Raw genomic sequence first — 20087 nt, 5'->3', positions numbered from 1 at the left:
CCCTGCTGGAACCGCAACCTCCTCTGACGTGAGGTTTCACTGGCCGGACGCAGGCTTGCAGCTCCACCCTTTATCTGTTTAATTGCCGCCATCCACAGGGGTGCTCCGTATCGTCGGGGCTGAGAGATGGGCTGCAAGCCCGTAAACCCTAGAGCTGATCTGGATAATACCAGCGGAGCGAGGCGGGCGATGTTTTCTGGCGCACAGATCTTTCTTTTTCCGATGTCCGGCGATTTCGTCGGCCCGCTCGATGGCCATAACCTCAAGGTCTCGGCCAACGGCCCGACCCCGCGCTGATCTTTCGCGCCAGAGGTCACGCATGTCCCAGCCTTTCTCCGCCGCGCCGCGAATCGCAGCCTTGTTCGCCAAGGTCGGACCGGCCTTGTTGTCGGTCGGCACGCTGGTTTTGGCTTGGGAGCTCTATGCGCGCATCTCGGGCATCTCGCCCACGACGTTGCCCGCGCCGTCACGAGTCCTCTTCCAGGCCATCCTGCAGCGCCAGGCGCTGTTCGACAACACCGTGCCGACGATCAGCGCCACATTGGCGGGTTTCGCGTGCTCGCTGGCCGTTGCCTTCATCCTTTCGGTGCTGATCGACTTCTTCAAGCCGCTGCGCCTCGCTCTGTTCCCGGTGTTCGTCATCAGCCAGACCCTGCCGCTGGTGGCGATCGCCCCCCTGGTCGTTCTTTGGTTCGGCTTCGGGCTGACGCCGAAGATCATGCTGGTCGCGCTCGTGACCTTCTTTCCCATGCTGGTCGCGCTGGTGCAGGGTTATGAATCGACGGATCGGGACATCTCGGCGCTTCTGAGTTCGATGGGCGCTTCCCGCATGCGCATTTTCCTGCTGGCCCGCCTGCCCTCCTCGCTGCCCTATTTCTTCGCCGGGCTGCGCATCTCGATCACCTATGCTGTGGTCGGCGCCATCTTCGCGGAATATGCCGGCGCGGCCAAAGGGCTCGGCATCTACATGCTCAACGCCAAGAACAATTTCCGGCCCGATCTCGTGCTCGCGGCTGTGCTGGTCAGCGCCCTGCTCACGCTGGCCCTGTTTGCCGCTACGGTGCTGATCCAGCGCGCCGCCATGCCATGGGAGCGGCTCGATGCCGCACGAAAATCATGAGCAGGCGGCTGGAACTGCGCCAAGTCAGCAAGAGTTTTGGCGATATCGACGTGCTTGCCGGCATCACCCTGCATGTCGAGCCGGGCGAATTCGTTTCAATCCTCGGCCCCTCCGGAGCCGGCAAATCCACGATCTTCAGATTGCTGACGGGCGGTCTCGAAGGTCACGGCGGCGGTGTCGACTTCGACGGGCAGCCATTAGCCGACGCGCGCCGACCGTTTGCCTTCATGCCGCAGCACGATGCCCTGATGCCCTGGCGCACGGTTATCGACAACACCGCGCTCGGCCTGGAAGTGCAAGGCATGTCCCGCAAGGCGGCGCGCGACGAGGTGGCGCCGCTCTTCGGCGAATTCGGCCTTGCGGGCTTCGAGCATAAGTATCCGGCGCAGCTCTCGGGCGGAATGCGCCAGCGCGCCGCGCTGTTGCGTACCGTCGTGCAGGACCGCGCCATGCTGTTGCTCGACGAACCGTTCGGCGCACTCGACGCCCTCACGCGCACCGGCATGCAGCGCTGGCTTCAGACGATGTGGGACCGACACCGCTGGACCGTCCTGCTGATCACCCACGATGTCCGCGAGGCGGTCTTCCTGTCCGACCGCATCTATGTGCTGAGCGGCCGCCCTGCCCGCGTGCTGCGCGAAGTCGCCATACCTCTTCCGCGCCCGCGCAAAGATCTTGCCTCTCCGGAAGCCACCGCCATCGAAGCCGACATCCTTCATACGCTTCTCGATCCACAGCCCGCCCAAAGGACATGACCATGCTTTCAAGACGCCTCTTCATCGCTGCCGCATTGATCACCGGGCTCGGACCCGTCACATCCGTCTGTGCCCAGCAGACTGTCACCGTCGCTCTCGACTGGACGCCGAACACAAACCATGTCGGACTCTATGTCGCCCGGGAGAAAGGCTTCTACGCTGAGGCCGGGCTCGACGTGCAGATCCTGCCCTATACCGACACTGCGGCCGGTACGCTGATCGCCAACCGCGTGGCCGATTTCGGTATACTGGGATCCATAGGATTGTTCACCCAACGCACGGCCGGCGCCGACCTCGTCGCCACCTACGCCATCATGCAGACGGAAACCGGCAGGCTGGCCTTCAATGCGGACCGCGCCGATATACAATCCCCCAGGGACCTGGACGGCCTGACCTATGGCGGTTTCGGCAGCGCCTGGGAGAATGCGCTGATCGGCACCATCATCCGCCATGACGGCGGCGACGGCAAATTCGAGACAGTGACGCTGGGCACCTCCGCCTATGAGGCCCTGGCCAATGGCGCAGTCGATTTTACCCTCGAAGTCTATACTTGGGAGGGGATCAAAGCGGAACTTGAGGGCAAGGCACAGCGCGCCTTCCGCTACGCGGATTTCGGCGTGCCCGACCAACACACCAATTTCATTGGCTCGAGCCGAGCCTACCTCGAGAAGAACAAGGACACGGCATCCGCGTTCATCGCCGCGACCAGGCGCGGCTATGCCTTCGCCGTCGAACATCCGCAAGAAGCGGCTGATATGCTGATCGCAGCAAACAGCGACGTGCTGACCGACCGTTCGCTGATCGAAGCGTCACTGAAGGCGCTGGTCGACGGCCACTATTTGCAAAGCCCCACCGGCGCGATCGGGACGATCGATCCCGCAAAGATGGAGGCTATTGGCGACTACCTGTTCAAGGCGGGAATCCTGCGCGACGGCGATGGAAACCCGGTCGGCGAACAACCCGATTTCGCAGCCTATTACAGCAACGCCTACCTGGCCGACGAAAAATGAGCCCGCCGCGGCGCATGCATCTCAATGCCGTGATTTTTGGCCTCGGTAGTCACGAGGCCGGTTGGCGCCTGCCCGAAAGCGACCCGCTTGCCTCGACCAGCCTCGACTATTGGGTCGATATTGCCCGCCGCGCGGAGGCTGCCGATTTCGACGCCCTGTTCCTCGGCGACGTGCTGGCCTTGCAGAGCGGCGCTGATCGGCATCTTTCCGACGCCATGGATCCCCTGGTCATTCTGTCGGCGCTCGCCGCCGTCACCAGCCGGATCGGACTGATCGGAACTGCATCGACCAGCTTCGATCACCCTTTCCACCTTGCTCGGCGCTTCGCCTCTCTCGACCACATCAGCAAAGGCCGTGCGGGCTGGAACATCGTCACCTCGTCCAACGTGCTCGAGGCCCGTAACTTCGGACTGGACGCCATGCCGGAGCATGACGAGCGCTATGCCCGCGCAGCCGACGTGGTCGACGCAGCCATAGCGCTCTGGCAAAGTTGGGCTCCCGATGCGCGGACGCCGGACAAGGCCGCCGGGCGATACTTCGATCCTGACAAGGTCCGGCCCGTCGATCACGCCGGTCCGTTCGTGCGCACCGCGGGCCCGCTCAACGTGCCGCGATCGCCCCAAGGTCGGCCGCTCCTGGCGCAGGCCGGCTCGTCGGAAGCTGGCCGCGCCTTCGCCGCTCGTTACGCCGACATCGTGTTCACCGTACAGGCGACGCTGACGGAAGCGCAGGACTTCTATCGCGACGTCAAATCACGAGCCGCCGCCGTCGGGCGCGATCCGAACACGATCCTGGTCTTTCCGGGGATCGTGCCGATCGTCGCTCATACCAGGCAAGCAGCAGAAGAGCGGCTGGCCGCGCTGAATGGCTTTACCGTAACCGACCATGTCCTTGCCAAACTCGGCGAATTCCTCGGCGAGGATCTAGCCAATGCCGAGCTCGACGCGCCGCTACCGCCCCTGTCGAGCGCACGGCCGAACCAGTCCAGCCAGAGCCGGGTCGGCGTGCTGGTCGGAATCGCAAGGCGGGACAGGCTGACACTAGGCCAGTTGCTCATGCGCCTCGCAGCTGGCCGCGGTCATCTGCTTGCCGTCGGAAATGGCCGCGACATCGCCGACACGATGCAGCAATGGTTCGAGGGCAGAGCGGCCGACGGCTTCAATGTCATGGCGCCCGTCATGCCCGCCGACCTGCAAAGCTTTATGGATGATGTGATGCCTTTGCTGGAGCGTTCGGAAGGTTTCGACGCTGGGGGTAGCCGCACCCTTCGCGAGCGATACGGTCTTCCAAGTCTTTAGGTCTAGAACCCAATCCCGTTCGTCCGATGAGAGCGCCGTAAGCCATCAGGCGCTACTTTCGCCTGCGCGAACAGGTCATCACCGTCCATCGTCACATCATGCTCTGCGCCATCCGGCTCGGTCGATGCGCCGGTGTCGGCCGCTTCCACCGTTATGTCCCGCCCTTTCGAGAATGCCGGAATTGACACCCTCGCATAGGCATGCTCCTGGCAATCCAGACCTTCGAGCCAGAAAAAGCGGTTCCAATGCTTCTTAGATTTTTCTCCTACTACCGCCCCTGGAAGGGTCTGTTCATCCTGGATTTCTGCTGTGCGGTTCTGTCTGGCATGCTGGAGCTCGGGTTCCCGATGGCGGTCAAGGTGTTCGTGGACGAACTGCTGCCGAGCCAGCAATGGCTGCTGATCCTTGCTGCGTCGGCCGGCCTGCTTGCCATCTATGTGCTGAACACCGGGCTGATGGCGGTCGTGGTTTACTGGGGTCATATGCTCGGTATCAACATCGAGACCGAGATGCGCCGGAAGAGCTTCGATCACCTGCAGAAGCTCTCGTTCCGCTTCTATGACAACCACAAGACCGGCCACCTCATCGCCCGCGTCACCAAGGATCTGGAGGAAATCGGCGAGGTCGCCCATCATGGCCCGGAAGACCTGTTCATCGCGATCATGACTTTCCTCGGCGCCTTCGCGCTGATGTTCGTGGTCAATCCGCAGCTTGCACTGATCACGGCGGCAATTGTTCCGCTGGTCGCCTGGGTGACGAGCCGCTACGGCGCGCGCATGACGCGCAACTGGCAGGCGCTTTACGGGCGGGTCGGCGATTTCAATGTTCGCATCGAGGAGAACGTCGGCGGCATGCGGGTGGTGCAGGCTTTCGCCAATGAAGACCACGAGCGCAATCTTTTCGCGCGTGACAATGCCAGCTACCGCAAGACCAAGCTCGATGCTTATCGCATCATGGCGGCCAGCACGTCGCTGAGCTACATGAGCATGCGGCTGATCCAGCTGGTGGTAATGATCGCCGGAAGCTACCTCGTGCTGCGCGGCGAACTTTCCGGTGGCGGTTTCGTTGGTTTCCTGCTCCTGGTCAACGTGTTCTTCCGGCCGATCGACAAGATCAATTCGGTGATTGAAACCTATCCGAAAGGCATCGCCGGATTCCGCCGCTATGCGGCTCTCCTCGACACCGAGCCCGACATCGCGGATCGGCCTGGCGCGGTTGATGCACCGACGCTCCGAGGTGACATCAGCTACCGGGATGTCACCTTCGGCTATAGCGGCGAACGGGCGGTTTTGAAGAACATCAATCTTGACATAACAGCGGGACAGACCATCGCCTTCGTCGGGCCGTCAGGCGCCGGCAAGACGACCCTGTGCTCGCTGCTGCCGCGTTTTTACGAGGTCGACAGCGGCGCCATCACGATCGACGGTTTGGATATCCGCGACATGACGCTGGCTTCGTTGCGCGGCCAGATCGGCATCGTGCAGCAGGACGTGTTCCTGTTTGGCGGCACGATCCGCGAGAACATCGCCTACGGCCGGCTGGACGCGATCGAAAGCGAGATCGTCGAGGCCGCGCGCCGCGCGCGCCTCAACGAACTCATCGCTTCTCTGCCGGAAGGCCTCGATACGATCATTGGCGAGCGTGGCGTAAAACTGTCGGGCGGTCAGAAGCAGCGCCTGGCGATCGCGCGTATGTTCCTGAAGAACCCGACAATCCTCATCCTGGACGAGGCGACGTCGGCACTCGACACGCAGACCGAGCGGGAGATCCAGCAGTCGCTGGCAGAGCTTGCGCAGGGCCGAACGACACTGGTGATCGCGCATCGGCTGGCGACGATTCGCAATGCCGATCGCATCGTGGTGGTCGCCGAAACGGGCATCGTCGAACAAGGTCCGCATGATGAACTGGTCGCGCGTGGCGGTGCCTACTCACGGCTGGGCGCGGCTCCGGACTGACGTGATGGCTTTGTGTCGCGCCTTGGCCCCGGTTCCGCCTCGGGTTGGTCGTTCAATCGTTTCTTGAGGATGTCAATGAGGCTGATGGTGACCGCGATCACCGCAGGGCCAAGGACGAGCCCGGATGCTCCAAAGAGAACGATGCCACCGACCGCGCCGATAAAGGCCACCACCGTGTGGAGCCGCAGCCGGCTCCCGACAAGCATCGGATAGAGCAGATTGTCGATGCCGGCGACGATGACGCCGCCCCAGATGGTCAGTATCGCCGCGCTCGCCCAAGCCCCTTCCAGCGCGAGATAGATCGCTGCCGGCACCCAGATCACGAATGCGCCGAGCACTGGCACGATGGCAAGAAGTCCCATTACCAGACCCCAGAAGACCGGAGTTGGCAGGCCCAGCCACCAGAACATCAGGCCGCCCAGCGTTCCCTGCACAGCGGCGACAAACACGGTGCCTATCAGGATCGCATGTACCGTCTCGGCAAGGCGGGACAGTATGTATGCCGTCTCCGGTGCACGCAGGGGCGAGAGACCCTCGATCCCGCGCAGAGCGGGTTCGCGGTCCCGCAGAAAATAGAACAGCAGATAGAATGTCAGCACGAACATCACGGCCTGATTGATCGAGCCGCGCAAAAGCGATGTGCTTTGTCCCGTCAGCCATTGTACCAATGCGGCGACCGTACCGGCCGGATCGACTTGGTTCTCGATCCACTGGGCAACGGCCGAAAGCCTGGGATAGTTCGACATGAAGCCGTCTGCGTTCCAACCCCGGATGACCTCCTCCAGATAGGTAGCGCCGTTTACCGCCTCGCGAACAAGCTGCTGTGCCACGAAGATGAGCGGCAGGCCGACGGCAATCGCCGCGACGCTCACCGATACCAGTGCAGCCAGGTTTTGATTCCTGAGCCTTTCCCCGACCCGCCGATGAGCCGGATACAGGATGATTGCCAACACCAGCGCCCAGGTCAATGCGGGCAAAAAAGGCAACGCCAAGAGATAGCAGACATACAGACCGATCGCCGTCGCAGATACGATGCCGAGCAATCTCATCTGTTTCATATCGGGCATTTGTTTCAGGTCGGGCATCTCTCGCCGTCTCGCAAACCAGCCGAGCCTAGTGGATTTCCTGACAAAATGGCAGCTTCCGTTGCCGCACCTACGTCGCTGTCGAGTGTGACGAAAATGGCCCGGCCATTTTCTCGCTCTTCGAGCTCATTATGCTGATTGGGCGCCCGTGCGCGCTGGCTTCACAGGACCAATAGAAAAAAGGCCGGACTGTAAAAGTCCGGCCAAGCATGAAGGTTTAAAACCTCCAGAGGGGAACGCGCCGGACGCAATGGGAGGAAAACATCCGACGCAATCGGTATATGGGTCGGCACAGGTGACGTTTCAACGACATACTGTGGGCCACGTCAGCCGCTGCATAGAGCCACCAGCGCCGATTAAAAGTGCTCACGGCCCGCGTATCAGTTTTAGCGTGACAGCCATAACGGTTGGCAACTTTTTGCGCTATATGGCAGTTATCCGCCAGCCTCTGGACATAGCCGTGAAGGCTGAAGCCGTGATCGGTGTTCGCCATTGGAAGGCTTGATTGGGCTCGGCGAGGATGGCGCTAAACTTGGAAGATATTGCCTGCCGTCCGGCATTTCGTCGGTCAGTTCGGGCTCAGTCGCAGATGCTGCTCCAGGCCTACGAAGCCAACCCGCGGCTCGCTTCCGTGTTCGCTACGCAGCAGCGCTGGCTGATGGCTCACATCGGTCTTGCCTTGCACTTCAGACGGCAACCACATGACGATCGCACCGGACTGACGACCACACGTTTTATCGACATGATACACCGCTGTTCGGTGGCCAGCCGCAACACCGCCGACGCTTTCATAAAGGAGATGCTGCACTACAATTTCATTCGTGATCTGTCGACGAATAGAGACAGAAGGGTCCGCCCCCTGCAGCCGGCTGCGACCACTCTGGAAACGCTCGCCGGATGGGTCTTTGCCCATCTGAGAACGCTGGATAGTCTCGACGGCGGAAGTCGACTGACCACATTCGCCGCGAGACCGGACGCGCTTGCCAGATTGCAGCCGCTGGTGGCGGATGGCCTGCTTTCGTCCCACGCCGTGCGCGAGCCGAAACAGACCTTTTCCCTGTTCACCTGGCTTAACAACGGCGGCGTCGTCATGGATTGGCTGATGTCCGGCGTCGATCCCGACCATGCCGGCCTCGACCGAATTCCGACCGGCATTGTCTCGATCGGAGACTTCGCAAACTGGCTCAAGCTTTCCCGCACCCATCTTTCACGCAAATTGCGCGACGCCGAAAACCTCGGCAGCATCGGCTGGCTGGGTCAGCGGGGCCATTCGGTCATGTGGGTGTCGAACCATTTCTATCAGGAATACATGACCGCCCAGGCCGTGAAGCTCGCGATCATCGATGCGGCCTTCCAGAATTGCTTTCACAATCCAGGAACCCCGGAATAGAGAGCAACATGGCGATCGTGGCGGCCATTGCGACCGCCACGATCGGAGTTCTCAGTCGATGTCGAAGGATACGCCTTGGGCCAGCGGCAGCGCTTTCGAATAGTTCACCGTGTTGGTGGCGCGCCGCATGTAAGCCTTCCAAGCATCTGAGCCGCTCTCGCGGCCGCCGCCGGTCTCCTTCTCGCCACCGAAGGCACCACCGATCTCAGCCCCCGATGTGCCTATGTTGACGTTGGCGATACCGCAGTCGGACCCGTCGACGCCGAGGAAGCGCTCGGATTCCTGCAAGTCGCGGGTGAAGATCGACGACGACAGCCCCGCGCCGACCGCATTGTGCTCGTCGAGCACGGCGTCGAAATCCGAGTACTTCATCACATAGAGGATCGGCGCGAAGGTTTCTTCGGTAACCGGTGAGACCTGCTTGGGCATCTCGACCAGCGCCGGATGCACGTAATAGGCGTCGGGATGGCCGTTCTCCACCCGTGTGCCGCCGGTCACCTTGCCGCCTTGCGAAGCCGCCTCCTGCAATGCCTTCTGCATGGCATCATATGCTGCCTTGTCGATCAACGGTCCGACCAGCGCTGATGTCTCCAGCGGATTGCCGACCGAGACGCTTTCATAGGCCTTCTTCAGGCGCGGAACCAAGGCATCATAGATGCTTTCATGCACGAACAGGCGCCGCAGCGTCGTGCAGCGCTGGCCGGCCGTGCCCATGGCGCCGAAGGCGATGGCGCGCAAGGCCATGTCGAGATCGGCCGTCGGGCAGACGATGCCGGCATTGTTGCCGCCGAGCTCCAGCACGGCGCGGGCAAAGCGCTTCGCCAGCCGCGGACCGACATCCCTGCCCATGCGGGTCGAGCCGGTGGCCGAAACCAGCGGCACCTTGGGATGATCGACCAGGATTTCGCCGACAGCGCGGTCGCCGATCAGCACCGACGTCAGGCCTTCCGGAGCATCGCCGAAACGTTCTGCCGCACGCTTGAAGATCGCCTCGCAGGCGAGCGCCGTCAGCGGCGTCTTTTCCGACGGCTTCCACACCACCGCGTCGCCGCAAACCAGCGCCAGCGCTGCGTTCCACGACCACACCGCGACCGGGAAATTGAAAGCGGAGATGACGCCGACGACGCCCAGCGGATGCCAGGTCTCCATCATGCGATGACCCGGACGCTCGGTGGCGATGGTCAAGCCGTACAATTGCCGGGAGAGGCCGACGGCGAAATCGCAGATGTCGATCATCTCCTGCACTTCGCCGAGCCCTTCGGACGGGATCTTGCCGACCTCGATCGACACCAGCCGGCCAAGCTCGGCCTTGTGTGCGCGCAGTTCCTCGCCGAGCAGCCGCACCAGTTCGCCGCGTTTCGGCCCTGGCACCAGACGCCACGCCTGGAAGGCCATATGGGCCTTGTCGATGGTCTTTGCCGCATCGGCCGGCGAGATCGTCTTCAGCGCGGCAATCTGCTCGCCCGTGACCGGGCTGCGCACGATTAGATCACCGCCCGAAAGCGCGGCCTCGGCAACACCCAGTTTCGCCAGTAGCCCGGCTGTTTCCTTCGCAATCGTCATTCTCTGTCCCTTTCCAGATGCCGTCGCTCATGTGGCGTCGGTTAAAGCCTTGTGCCATGCCGTCCCTGTGCCGATCGGCACATCAGGCGCTGTCAAGGCGTGGCATTACTCGTTTCAGGGAAAAATCTCCACCCCGGCATGGTCTAAGCCAAGGTCGGACCGTTGAACCAGCGAGTCGTTCAGCGCGCTGTCTGCGCGGTTCCCCGCGCGGCGCCTTCCTTCATCAACCGGTCGATATGCATGCGGATATGCGCGGCCTCGGCTGCCGTGTTGGCAAGCGCGATGGCACGGTCGAAGGCGATGCGCGCCTCCTCGCCACGACCAAGCTGCATCAACAGGCCGCCCTTGAGGCCGAAGAAATGGAAATAGCCGGAAAGCCTCTGTTCCAGCGGCTCGATCATGGCAAGTGCCGCTTCCGGCCCGCGCACCTTGGCGACCGCGACGGCGCGATTGAGCGTCACCACCGGCGACGGCTGCATCTGTTCAAGCAGGCTATAGAGCAGGTCGATCTCGTTCCAGTCCGTATCCTCTGGCCTTGCCGCCCGCGCATGCAGGGCAGCGATCGCCGCCTGCACCTGGTAGGGACCGGGCTTCTGGTGGCGCAATGCCTTGTCGACCAGCGCTAGCCCCTCGTCGATCATCTTGCGGCTCCACAGGCTGCGGTCCTGGTCCTCGAGCAGCACGATCTCGCCGCTCTCGTCGAAGCGCGCCGGCGCACGCGCATGCTGGAGCAGCAGCAGCGCCGTCAGGCCCATGATCTCCGGCTCGGTCTGGAACAGCCGCAGCAGCAGCCTGGCCAGCCGGATCGCCTCTTCGCAAAGCGGGGCGCGGGCGGGAGCCTCACCGCTGTTGGTCGAATAGCCTTCGTTGAAGATCAGATAGACCATGGCGGCGACGGCGGCGAGCCGTTCCGAGCGCTCGACCGCACCGGGCGTCTCGAATGGCACGCCGGCATCCGCAATACGCGCCTTGGCGCGGGTGATGCGCTGCTCCATGGCGCTTTCGCCGACGAGGAAGGCGCGGGCGATCTGCTTGACGCTCAGGCCGGAGACGATGCGCAATGCCACAGCGATCTGCTGCGTCGCCGGCAGGTCGGGATGACAGCAGATGAACAGCAACCGCAAGATGTCGTCGCGGTAGTGCGCGCCGTCGAGCCGTTCGGCGATGTCGGTCTCGGCATCCTCCAGATCGGAGATCTGGTCTTCCTCTGGCAGCGGCGCCTGCTTGGCGCGCTTGCGCACCGCGTCGATGCCGCTGTTGCGCCCGACAAAGATCAGCCAGGCTGCCGGATCGCGCGGCGGGCCGTTTGTCGGCCAGTTCTTCAGAGCTCGCAGGCAAGCGTCCTGGAAAGCTTCCTCCGCCGCATCGAGATCGCGGAAGTAGCGCAGCAGCGCGCCCATCGCCTGTGGGCGGGCGGTGCTGATCGCCGTGCTGATCCAGGTAAGGTCGGTCATGCGGAAACCTTGGCGGGATTGAAGAGCGAAACCGGCCGTATCTCGTAAGAGCCGCCGCTCGGGTTGACCTCGGAAAGCTCGCGCGCAAAGTCGACGGCCTCGTCGAGATCGGCGCATTCGAGCGTGTAGAAGCCGAGGAATTGTTCCTTGGTTTCGGCAAACGGGCCGTCGATGACGACCGCTTCGCCCTTGACCTTCCGCAGCGTTGTCGCAGCGGTCGTCGGCAGCAGCCGCGCCACCGGGCCAAGCCGGCCCGCCTGAGCGTATTTTTCCTGCACGCCCAGGAGTTTTTCCATGACAGCGTCATCTTGTTCCTTGCTCCAGGAGCAGACGACGTCTTCGGAGGCATAGCAGAGGATCGCGTAGAGCATGGGTGGTCCTTTTCTCTGTCAAAGGACGAAACACTAGGACCTATCCCGACATGACGTCGACAAAAAATTACGCCCTGCACGGATCACGAAACTGCGGCTGCTCTGTCCGGTTCAGCTTTCCTGCGCCTTCAGCCATCTCAGTACGAGAGCCTCTTCGTCATCGAGACCGGGTATCGATCGTTTCCGCTTGTTCGCATCCGCTATTTCGGTGAGCAGCCGTCCTTCGGACCAGGCATCGAAAACTTGCGGGTGGATATAGCATCTGCGGCAGATGGCGCGCGTGTTGCCCAGCCGCTCGGCGACCTTGTCGATGAGGCCGTTCATCACCCGCTTCTGTTGTGCCTGGCTTTCGGGTCGTTCGGTTTGCGCAAACAGCGACGCAGCATGGATGGTGCCGCCCCAGGTTCGGAAATGCTTGGAGCTGAAATCGGCCCCTGCCATCTCCCTGATGTAGCGGTTGACGTCGTCGGAGCGGATCGGTCGCCTGCTTCCGTCCTCGTCGAGATACTGGAACAGCTTCTGGCCCGGCAGATCCTGGGCCCCGCGCACGATCCTGGCGATCCGGCGATCGGCGAGCTTTAGCTTCCATTCCTTGCCGGACTTGCCTTTGAAAGCGAAACGCAGGCTCGAGCCATTGATGTCGACATGACGGTCGCGCAGCGTGGTCAGCCCAAAGCTGTTGTTGTCGCGAGCGTAGGCGGAATTGCCGACGCGGATCATCGTATTGTCGAGCAGCCAGACCACAGCGGCGACAACCCGCTCCAGCGGCAGGCCGTGACGGCGCAGATCGGCATCGATCTGGCGTCGCAGCTCGGGCAGGATTTCTGCAAAGGCAACCAGGCTCGAATATTTGACGCCGTCACGCTCCTCCGCCCATAGCGCATGGTAGCGATATTGCTTGCGTCCGCGCTGGTCCCGGCCGGTCGCCTGTATGTGACCGTCAGCAACGGGCGAAATCCACACATCTGTCCACGCCGGTGGAATGGCGAGCGCCTTGATGCGGGCCAAAGTGTCCTCGTCGACGCCCTGCCCGTCAGGCCCTTTGTATGAAAATCCCTTGCCAACCCTCAGACGGCGGATACCGGGCTCGGCGTCAGTGATGTAGGTGAGTGAGGCTCGATCGGCAGAGGCTTGCGACCCATTTGTCGGCGCCCCTGGAGCAACCTTCCTGCTAGCCGACCGGCCAGGCGACGACCCGGATTTGTCCAGCATGTCCTCTCCACGGAATTTCCCGTAGATAAGCGACGGATCGGCCGCTGGTTCCGCCATGGCTTCCACAAAGATACCAGGCTCACCACATCCGCGTTCGAGAAGCAGCCTTCTGCCGATGTTCAAGATCGAGTGTGGCCTCGCTTGCCGTCATGCCTTTTCAAGCACGACCGGAATGACGTCGACTGCTTGCTCGCCGACCTGCCCTCCCGTCGTCTTCAGGACGCCGACGATCGGCGCTACATCCGAATAGTCGCGGCCATGGCCGACGGTGATATGGTCGTTGCTTGCCCGCATGCCGTTGGTCGGATCGAATTCCTGCCATCCGGTGTCGCGCCCACACCACACCTTGACCCAGGCATGCATGGCGTCGGCCCCTTCGAGCCGCGGTTTGCCACGCGGCGGAATGGTGCGCAGGAACCCGCTGACATAACCGGCGGGAATACCGAGGCCGCGTAGGCCGGCGATCATGATGTGCGAAAAATCCTGGCAGACGCCCCGCCTCAGGTCGAAGGCATCGCTCGCCCGGGTCTGCACCGTGGTCGCCTCGCCATCATAGGTGAAATCGCGATGAACGCGGTTGCACAGGTCCACCGCAGTGCTGACAGCCGAGCTGCCGGCACTGCCGCGCGCGTAGGCCGTGATCGCAGCGTCGATGCCCGCGTGATCGCTGGCGGCCAGGAAATGATGCGGCGATCCGGGCGACAGCGACCGCACCGCGTCGAGTTCCTCGCGCAGCCGGCGAATGTCGGGCGACACATCAAGCCCAGGCTCCGGCCGCGAGACGGCGACGCGCGCGCTCATCCTGATGTCGAGCGCATCATGGGCATCGCGAAAGGCGATCGACGTGACATTGTTGCCAAAGAAATCGGAAAAGTCGGAGCGTTCGCTCGGCGCCGGCGCGAAGGACAGCGAAGCGGCGATCACGCGCTGCACGCCCGAAATCGTCGGCGGCAGCACGCGCACCTGATGGCGGCCGCCGCCAGCCGCCGCATCATAGTCGTAACGCAGATTGAGCCTGATGTCGTAGAGCATGCTCACCCGAAATAGGCTTTGGCGAGGCTGTTGTAGAGGCCGCCGATCTCGGTGGCGAGATCGTCCAGGGCCTTGGCCGTCATGTCCGAGGGCTCCTTGATGGCGATTGCCGTGTTGAGTTGCAGGATCTCCTTCGCCGCTGGCGACATATGCCCCTCACCGACAGCAGGCAACAGCGCGATTTCGGCCTTCAGCCGCTCGAGCTGGAACAGGATGGAGCGCGGGTTGAGCGGATCGAGCACCAGGAGATCGATCACCGTGCGCCGGCCGGCCTGCACCGGATACTGCCGCCGGTGGGTCATGACGCTGTCGCCGATCTCCAGCATCATGTCGAGCGCGCCATCCGGCGCCGCAGCCCTGGTCAATCGGGCGAGCGTGCGGGCGATCTGGATGCCGCGTTCCAACCGCCGGCCGATCTCCAGGAAGCGCCAGCCGGTGAAGCGGTACATATTCTCATGCAGCAGGCCCGAAAACCCGGCGAGCTTGCGCAGGATGACCGTCATCGCCCGCGTCGCGTCATCGCCCGGCGCCACCGTTGTCGCGAATTGATGAATGGTCTTCGACAGATCCTTCAGCGCCAGCCAGCCATCGGGCGAGAAGCGGTCGCGGATCTGTCCGGCGCTGTAGACGGCGCTGTCCAGCGTGCCGATCAGCCCCGGCGGGATCGCCGTCGCGACGTCGATGCCGAACGGTTCGAGATAGTCTCTGATATCGGCAAGCAGCGGCATGTCCGGGTCGGAGGCCTCGGCCAGCCGCACGTGATAGGCGCGCAGGATGCGCACCGTGTCTTCCGATCGCTCGATGTAGCGGCCGAGCCATGTCAGGTTTTCCGCCGCGCGGCTGGGCAGGCTGCCCGGCAAGGTGCGGGTGAAGCTGTCGTGCTCCTGCGGCAGCAGCGTCTCGCGCTCAACCGGTCTGTCGCTGACCACCCACACATCCGCCGCCTGGCCGCCGCGCTGCATGGCGATTGCCGTCGGGTCGAGCGAAAAGCCGACACGGGCAAAACCACCGGGCATCACCGTCCAGCCTTCGGGCGTTCGCGCCAGATAGACGCGCAGGCTTGCTGGCCGCGGCTCCAGCCAGCCGCCGACATAGACCGGCGTGGTCGAAAGCGTTACCGCTTCCTGTCCGACGAAGTCGCCACCGCCGCGTTCGATCTGGGCTATCAGCTCGGCCCGCTCCCCGGCAACCAGCGCCGAGCCCAGCCTGGTGCAATCGTCATCCTCGAAGGCAAGCCGCGTCGACAGCGCCGGACCGATCACCATGTGGTCGAGGTTAGCCAGCACATGGTCACGGTCCGTGTCCCGGCCGCACCACCATGTCGCGACGCTCGGCAGCAGAAGCTCCTCGTTGCGCAATTCGCGCGAAATCTTCGGCAGGAAGGCGGACATCGCCCGCGTTTCCATCAGCCCGGAGCCGAGCGCGTTGACGGCCGAAACGGCTCCCCGGCGGATCGCCTCGACCAGCCCTGGCGTGCCGATCTGCGACTCCGGCCGCAACTCCAGCGGATCGGCGAAGGCGGCGTCGAGCCGTCGCCAGAGCACGCTGACCGGCATCAGTCCCGAAACGGTGCGTACCATGAGCCGGCCGCCGGAGACGGTCAGATCCTCGCCTTCGAGCAGCATGATGCCGAGATAGCGGGCGATATAGGCATGTTCGTAATAGGTTTCGTTGAGCGGCCCCGGCGTCAGGATGGCGACACGGCCGCCTGATACCTTGGCCATGCCGTTCAGCGCATCGCGAAAGCGGCGGAAGAAGCCGGCAAGACGGTGCACATGCATCTCGCCATAGATGTCGGACAGCGCGCGCGTGGTGGCGACGCGGTTTTCCAGCGCAAAGCCGGCACCCGACGGCGCCTGCGTGCGGTCGCCGAGCACCCACCAGCGGCCGTCCGGTCCACGGCCGAGCTCGAAGGCGCAGAAGTGCAGGAAATGGCCGCTGGCCGGCCTGGTGCCGACGACCGGCCGCAAATATTCCGGGCTGGCGGCGATCAGCCCCGCCGGCAAAATGCCTTTCTCGACCAGCCGGTTCGGCCCATAGATGTCGGCGATCGTTTCCTCGAACAGCTCCGCCCGCTGAACCAGGCCGGCACTGATCGCAGCCCATTCCTGCTCCTCGATCAGCAGGGGCACATGCGCCAACGGCCATTCGCGCTCATTGGCGCCGGCCTTGTCGTAGACGCGGTAATAGACACCGGCGTCGCGCAGATACTGGTCGGCGCGAGCGAAGCGCTGGGCGAGCTTTTCAGGCCCCAGCTCTTCCAGTGCCTCGATGAAGTCCTTCCAGACCGGACGAGGATTGCCTGATGCGTCGACCATCTCGTCGACGACACCGTCGATCGGCTGGTAGTGCTCCAGCAGGTTATGCGGTCTGCCGCGTATTTTCCTGTGATTCCCCTTTGCCATGGCTGATCAGAGTCTTGCAGGCCGCCGCAGGTCAAGGGTCATCGGGAAATCCTCAGAGGCTTGTTCGTCGCGCAGCACGTAGCCGGACGGCGTATGGCCGCGCGGCTCGAAGCGGGCGAGCCGCCGCGCCTCCGCTTCGTTGCCGTTGACCGGGAAGGTGTCGTAGCTGCGCCCGCCGGGATGCGCGACATGGTAGACGCAGCCGCCGACCGCCCGGCCCGACCACCGATCGTAGATGTCGAAGACCAGCGGCGTGTTGACTGGCAGCGCTGGATGCAGGCCCGATGCCGGCTGCCATGCCTTGAAGCGGACGCCCGCCACCGCGATCTCTCTGGTGTCGGTCACCTTCATTGGCACGATACGGCCGTTGCAGACGACGGCATGACGCTCCGGGTTGAGCCCTTCCGTCTTCACCTGCAGCCGCTCGACCGAAGAATCGACAAAGCGCACGGTCCCGCCGATGGCGCCCTGCTCGCCCATGACATGCCACGGCTCCAGCGCTTGCCGCAGCTCCAGCTTGACACCGGCATACTGGACCTCGCCGCAGAACGGAAAGCGGAATTCGAGCTGCGCGTCAAACCATTCGGGGCGGAATTCAAAGCCGTTCAGCTTGAGGTCGTCCAGCACGTCTAGAAAGTCAGCCCAGACATAGTGCGGCAGCATGAAACGGTCATGCAGCGACGTGCCCCAGCGCACGAAGCGGCCGTCGAGCGGGTTTTTCCAGGCGCGGGCGATGATGGCGCGCACCAGCAATTGCTGCGCGAGGCTCATGCGCGCATTGGGCGGCATCTCGAAGCCGCGGAATTCGACCAGCCCCAGCCGGCCGGTCGGGCCGTCGGGCGAAAACAGCTTGTCGATGCAAATTTCCGAACGGTGGGTGTTCCCCGTCACATCGGTCAGAAGATTTCGGAACAGCCGGTCGACCAACCACGGCAATGGCGCATTGCCCTTGTCTGGATGCGGCACCTGCGCCATCGCGATCTCGAGCTCGTAGAGCGAATCGTGGCGCGCCTCGTCGAAGCGCGGCGCCTGGCTGGTCGGGCCGATGAACAGGCCCGAAAACAGATAGGACAGCGACGGGCGGCGCTGCCATTGCAGGACAAGGCTTTTCAGCAGATCCGGACGGCGCAGGAACGGGCTGTCGTTGGGCGTCGCGCCGCCGACGACGACATGGTTGCCGCCGCCTGTGCCGGTGTGGCGCCCGTCGATCATGAACTTGTCGGCGCCAAGCCGTGTCTGCCGCGCCTCCTCGTAGATCGCTGTGGTCGTCGCCACGCAGTCCTGCCAGTTCGCAGCCGGATGGATATTCACCTCGATGACACCGGGATCCGGAGCCACACGGATGACGTTGAGGCGCGGATCGTGCGGCGGGCCGTAGCCCTCGATATGCACCGGCAGGCCGATAGCCTTTGCCGCGTTCTCGGCCGCCGCGACCAGTTCGAGATAATCTTCCAGCGCCTCGACCGGCGGCATGAACACACAAAGCCGTCCGTCGCGCGGCTCGACCGACAGCGCGGTGCGCACCGCGCCGCCGATCTCGGTGATCTCCTGTTCGACACGGTCCTGCTGGCCGGTCGCGGCGGTGAAGGACGCCGCATGCTGGCGGCGCGCCATTTCGTCGGCGCCTTCCAATTCGGCCGGGGCAGCGTCCGGCAACGGAGCGGCCTCAGGCAAAATAGCCTGGCGCGCCGGCAGTGGTCCACGCGGCAGCGAAGGATCGACCGGCACGATGTAGGGGAACTGCGCCGGCGGTACATGGGGCAGCGTGCCGAGCGGCAGGCGGTAGCCGACCGGCGAATCGCCCGGCACCAGGAACAGCTTGCCGCGCCGTGTCTTCCATTTCTCCGAACGCCAACGCGGCCCCGACGCCTGGCTGTTCCAGCGCTGGACCGGCAGCACGTAGCCCGACGGCTTGGTCAGGCCGCGTTCGAACACTTTTGCCAGGCGGCTGCGCTCTTCCGGGTCTTCCAGCTTCGAATTGGACGGGTCGACATTGTCGGGCAGCTTGCCTTCCTTGAGCAGCCACTCGGCCGGGTCCTCATAGGCTTCGCTGACCATGGTCTTGTCGATGCCGAGTTCATCGGCAATCGTCGTCAGCAGGCTTTCAGCCTGCTTCGGTCCGACATCTGCTTCGCTGTTTTCCCGTGCGATCAGCGACGGGTCGCTCCACACCGGCTCGCCGTCGGTGCGCCAGTAGAGCGAGAATGTCCAGCGCGGCAGACTTTCGCCCGGATACCACTTGCCCTGACCGTAATGCAGGAAGCCGCCGGGCGCGAAACGCTCACGCAGCCGGCGGATCAGCGCATCGGCCTTCTCACGTTTTGTCGGGCCGACGGCGGCGGTGTTCCACTCCTCCGCCTCGAAATCGTCGATCGACACGAAGGTCGGCTCGCCGCCCATGGTCAGCCGCACGTCCCCGGCCTCGAGCGCGGCGTCGACCTGGACGCCCAGGGCATCGAGCGCCAGCCAGCTTTCGTCGGAGAATGGCTTGGTGATGCGCGGGTGCTCGGCGATGCGATCGACCCGCATGTCGAAGCCGAATTCGACATTGGCGAAGCTCGCCATGCCGGAAATGGGCGCGGCGTTGCGGAAATGCGGCGTTGCGGCGAGCGGCACATGGCTTTCGCCGGTGAGCAGGCCGGAGGTCGGGTCGAAGCCGATCCAGCCGGCCCCCGGCAGATAGACCTCGCACCAGGCATGGAGATCGGTGAAATCAACGGCAGTGCCGGGCGGCCCGTCAAGCGCGACGAGGTCGGGCTTCAGCTGGATCAGGTAGCCGGAAACGAAGCGCGCCGCGAGGCCGAGGTTTCTTAGGATCTGCACCAGCAGCCAGCTCGTATCGCGGCAGGATCCCTTGGCGGCGGCCAGCGTTTCCTCGGGTGAGAAGACACCGGTTTCCATGCGCACGATATAGGCGATCTCGCGCTGCAGCCGCGCATTGAGGTCGACGACGAAATTGACGGTGTTGGTTGGGTGTCGCACGATGGTCTGCAGGAACGCCGACAGCAGCGGTCCAGCCGGCTCCGGCGTCCGGTAGATGGCGAGATCGTCGCGGATCTCTTCTGGGTACTCGAACGGAAAGATTTCGGCCGACGGCTCGACGAAGAAATCGAACGGATTATAGACCGTCATGTCGGCGACGAGGTCGACCTCGATCTTCAGCTCCGTCACCGGCTCAGGAAACACGAAGCGGGCGAGGAAATTGCCGTAGGGGTCTTGCTGCAGATTGACGAAATGGTTTGCGGGCTCGACCTTCAGCGAATGACTGAGCACCTTGGTGCGGGAATGCGGCGCCGGCTGCAGCCTGATGACCTGGGGGCCAAGGACGACCGGCCGGTCATATTTGTAATGGGTCAGGTGGTAGACGGCTGCCAGAATTGCCATGGTGCCCCGAAAGTCGGCGTTTCAAACGAATTCGCCGAACCCTGACACATCAG

The 20087-nt window shown here is 63.5% G+C and carries 14 protein-coding genes and 1 riboswitch; of the genes, 6 read left to right on the top strand and 8 right to left on the bottom strand.

The window, feature by feature from the left end; translation table 11 throughout:
• The first annotated feature begins 86 nt into the window (after positions 1-86).
• Positions 87-199, top strand: a riboswitch (TPP riboswitch).
• Positions 200-319: 120 nt separating this feature from the next.
• From CIT25_RS08530 to CIT25_RS08510, 5 genes are all read left to right on the top strand, one after another.
• Entirely contained in the window at positions 320-1120 is an 801-nt protein-coding gene (locus CIT25_RS08530; protein ID WP_167391041.1) for an ABC transporter permease, read from the top strand.
• The gene (locus tag CIT25_RS08525) at positions 1117-1875 is read left to right on the top strand and encodes an ABC transporter ATP-binding protein (protein ID WP_095484118.1); all 759 of its coding nucleotides are present in this window, start codon (positions 1117-1119) and stop codon (positions 1873-1875) included. The genes CIT25_RS08530 and CIT25_RS08525 overlap by 4 nt, the downstream gene beginning before the upstream one ends.
• The gene (locus CIT25_RS08520) at positions 1872-2885 is read left to right on the top strand and encodes an ABC transporter substrate-binding protein (RefSeq protein ID WP_095484117.1); all 1014 of its coding nucleotides are present in this window, start codon (positions 1872-1874) and stop codon (positions 2883-2885) included. Before CIT25_RS08525 ends, CIT25_RS08520 begins: the two co-directional genes overlap by 4 nt.
• Positions 2882-4183: an LLM class flavin-dependent oxidoreductase gene (locus CIT25_RS08515; protein WP_095484116.1), complete on the top strand. Its 1302-nt coding sequence runs from the start codon at positions 2882-2884 to the stop codon at positions 4181-4183. Before CIT25_RS08520 ends, CIT25_RS08515 begins: the two co-directional genes overlap by 4 nt.
• A gap of 245 nt (positions 4184-4428) precedes the next feature.
• Entirely contained in the window at positions 4429-6138 is a 1710-nt protein-coding gene (locus CIT25_RS08510) for an ABC transporter ATP-binding protein (RefSeq protein ID WP_095484245.1), read from the top strand.
• Here CIT25_RS08510 and CIT25_RS08505 read toward each other — a convergent pair.
• Positions 6108-7223, bottom strand: coding sequence for an AI-2E family transporter (locus CIT25_RS08505; protein WP_095484115.1), 1116 nt, complete (start codon positions 7221-7223; stop codon positions 6108-6110). The genes CIT25_RS08510 and CIT25_RS08505 overlap by 31 nt on opposite strands.
• A gap of 520 nt (positions 7224-7743) precedes the next feature.
• Here CIT25_RS08505 and CIT25_RS08500 point away from each other — a divergent pair.
• Complete coding sequence (locus CIT25_RS08500; RefSeq protein WP_095484114.1) at positions 7744-8613, top strand: hypothetical protein; 870 nt, start codon at positions 7744-7746, stop codon at positions 8611-8613.
• A 51-nt stretch (positions 8614-8664) separates the two neighbouring features.
• Here the strand turns inward: CIT25_RS08500 and amaB are convergent, their stop codons facing one another.
• The 7 genes from amaB to CIT25_RS08465 form a co-directional block, all read right to left on the bottom strand.
• Entirely contained in the window at positions 8665-10176 is a 1512-nt protein-coding gene (gene amaB, locus CIT25_RS08495) for an L-piperidine-6-carboxylate dehydrogenase (RefSeq protein ID WP_095484113.1), read from the bottom strand.
• Between the two features lie 179 nt (positions 10177-10355).
• Positions 10356-11630 carry an RNA polymerase sigma factor gene (locus CIT25_RS08490; protein ID WP_095484112.1) on the bottom strand — a complete coding sequence of 425 codons (1275 nt, stop codon included), beginning with the start codon at positions 11628-11630 and terminating at the stop codon, positions 10356-10358.
• The gene (locus tag CIT25_RS08485; RefSeq protein ID WP_095484111.1) at positions 11627-12001 is read right to left on the bottom strand and encodes a YciI family protein; all 375 of its coding nucleotides are present in this window, start codon (positions 11999-12001) and stop codon (positions 11627-11629) included. Before CIT25_RS08485 ends, CIT25_RS08490 begins: the two co-directional genes overlap by 4 nt.
• Positions 12002-12112: 111 nt before the next feature.
• Positions 12113-13213 carry a DNA topoisomerase IB gene (locus tag CIT25_RS08480; RefSeq protein ID WP_095484244.1) on the bottom strand — a complete coding sequence of 367 codons (1101 nt, stop codon included), beginning with the start codon at positions 13211-13213 and terminating at the stop codon, positions 12113-12115.
• A 147-nt stretch (positions 13214-13360) separates the two neighbouring features.
• On the bottom strand, positions 13361-14245 hold the full coding sequence (locus CIT25_RS08475; RefSeq protein WP_095484110.1) for a transglutaminase family protein: 885 nt from the start codon (positions 14243-14245) through the stop codon (positions 13361-13363).
• 2 nt (positions 14246-14247) lie between these two features.
• Positions 14248-16650 (bottom strand): circularly permuted type 2 ATP-grasp protein, encoded by a 2403-nt coding sequence (locus CIT25_RS08470; protein WP_095484109.1) that lies wholly within the window; start codon positions 16648-16650, stop codon positions 14248-14250.
• Between the two features lie 6 nt (positions 16651-16656).
• Positions 16657-20034, bottom strand: coding sequence for a transglutaminase family protein (locus CIT25_RS08465; protein ID WP_095484108.1), 3378 nt, complete (start codon positions 20032-20034; stop codon positions 16657-16659).
• Positions 20035-20087: the final 53 nt, after the last annotated feature.

Origin of the sequence: Mesorhizobium mediterraneum, from assembly GCF_002284565.1 — a bacterium.
GTDB lineage: Bacteria > Pseudomonadota > Alphaproteobacteria > Rhizobiales > Rhizobiaceae > Mesorhizobium > Mesorhizobium mediterraneum.
This window is presented reverse-complemented; position numbering and strand designations above follow the sequence as displayed.

What these genes read in the sequence shown, in the direction of transcription:
- CIT25_RS08485 (WP_095484111.1), bottom strand. Translation starts at nt 12,001, where the DNA reads ATGCTCTACGCGATCCTCTGCTATGCCTCCGAAGACGTCGTCTGCTCC.
- CIT25_RS08480 (WP_095484244.1), bottom strand. Translation starts at nt 13,213, where the DNA reads ATGCTGGACAAATCCGGGTCGTCGCCTGGCCGGTCGGCTAGCAGGAAG.
- CIT25_RS08515 (WP_095484116.1), top strand. Translation starts at nt 2,882, where the DNA reads ATGAGCCCGCCGCGGCGCATGCATCTCAATGCCGTGATTTTTGGCCTC.
- CIT25_RS08470 (WP_095484109.1), bottom strand. Translation starts at nt 16,650, where the DNA reads ATGGCAAAGGGGAATCACAGGAAAATACGCGGCAGACCGCATAACCTG.
- CIT25_RS08505 (WP_095484115.1), bottom strand. Translation starts at nt 7,223, where the DNA reads ATGCCCGACCTGAAACAAATGCCCGATATGAAACAGATGAGATTGCTC.
- CIT25_RS08530 (WP_167391041.1), top strand. Translation starts at nt 320, where the DNA reads ATGTCCCAGCCTTTCTCCGCCGCGCCGCGAATCGCAGCCTTGTTCGCC.
- CIT25_RS08510 (WP_095484245.1), top strand. Translation starts at nt 4,429, where the DNA reads ATGCTTCTTAGATTTTTCTCCTACTACCGCCCCTGGAAGGGTCTGTTC.
- CIT25_RS08525 (WP_095484118.1), top strand. Translation starts at nt 1,117, where the DNA reads ATGAGCAGGCGGCTGGAACTGCGCCAAGTCAGCAAGAGTTTTGGCGAT.
- CIT25_RS08520 (WP_095484117.1), top strand. Translation starts at nt 1,872, where the DNA reads ATGACCATGCTTTCAAGACGCCTCTTCATCGCTGCCGCATTGATCACC.
- CIT25_RS08500 (WP_095484114.1), top strand. Translation starts at nt 7,744, where the DNA reads ATGGCGCTAAACTTGGAAGATATTGCCTGCCGTCCGGCATTTCGTCGG.
- CIT25_RS08475 (WP_095484110.1), bottom strand. Translation starts at nt 14,245, where the DNA reads ATGCTCTACGACATCAGGCTCAATCTGCGTTACGACTATGATGCGGCG.
- CIT25_RS08490 (WP_095484112.1), bottom strand. Translation starts at nt 11,630, where the DNA reads ATGACCGACCTTACCTGGATCAGCACGGCGATCAGCACCGCCCGCCCA.
- CIT25_RS08465 (WP_095484108.1), bottom strand. Translation starts at nt 20,034, where the DNA reads ATGGCAATTCTGGCAGCCGTCTACCACCTGACCCATTACAAATATGAC.
- amaB (WP_095484113.1), bottom strand. Translation starts at nt 10,176, where the DNA reads ATGACGATTGCGAAGGAAACAGCCGGGCTACTGGCGAAACTGGGTGTT.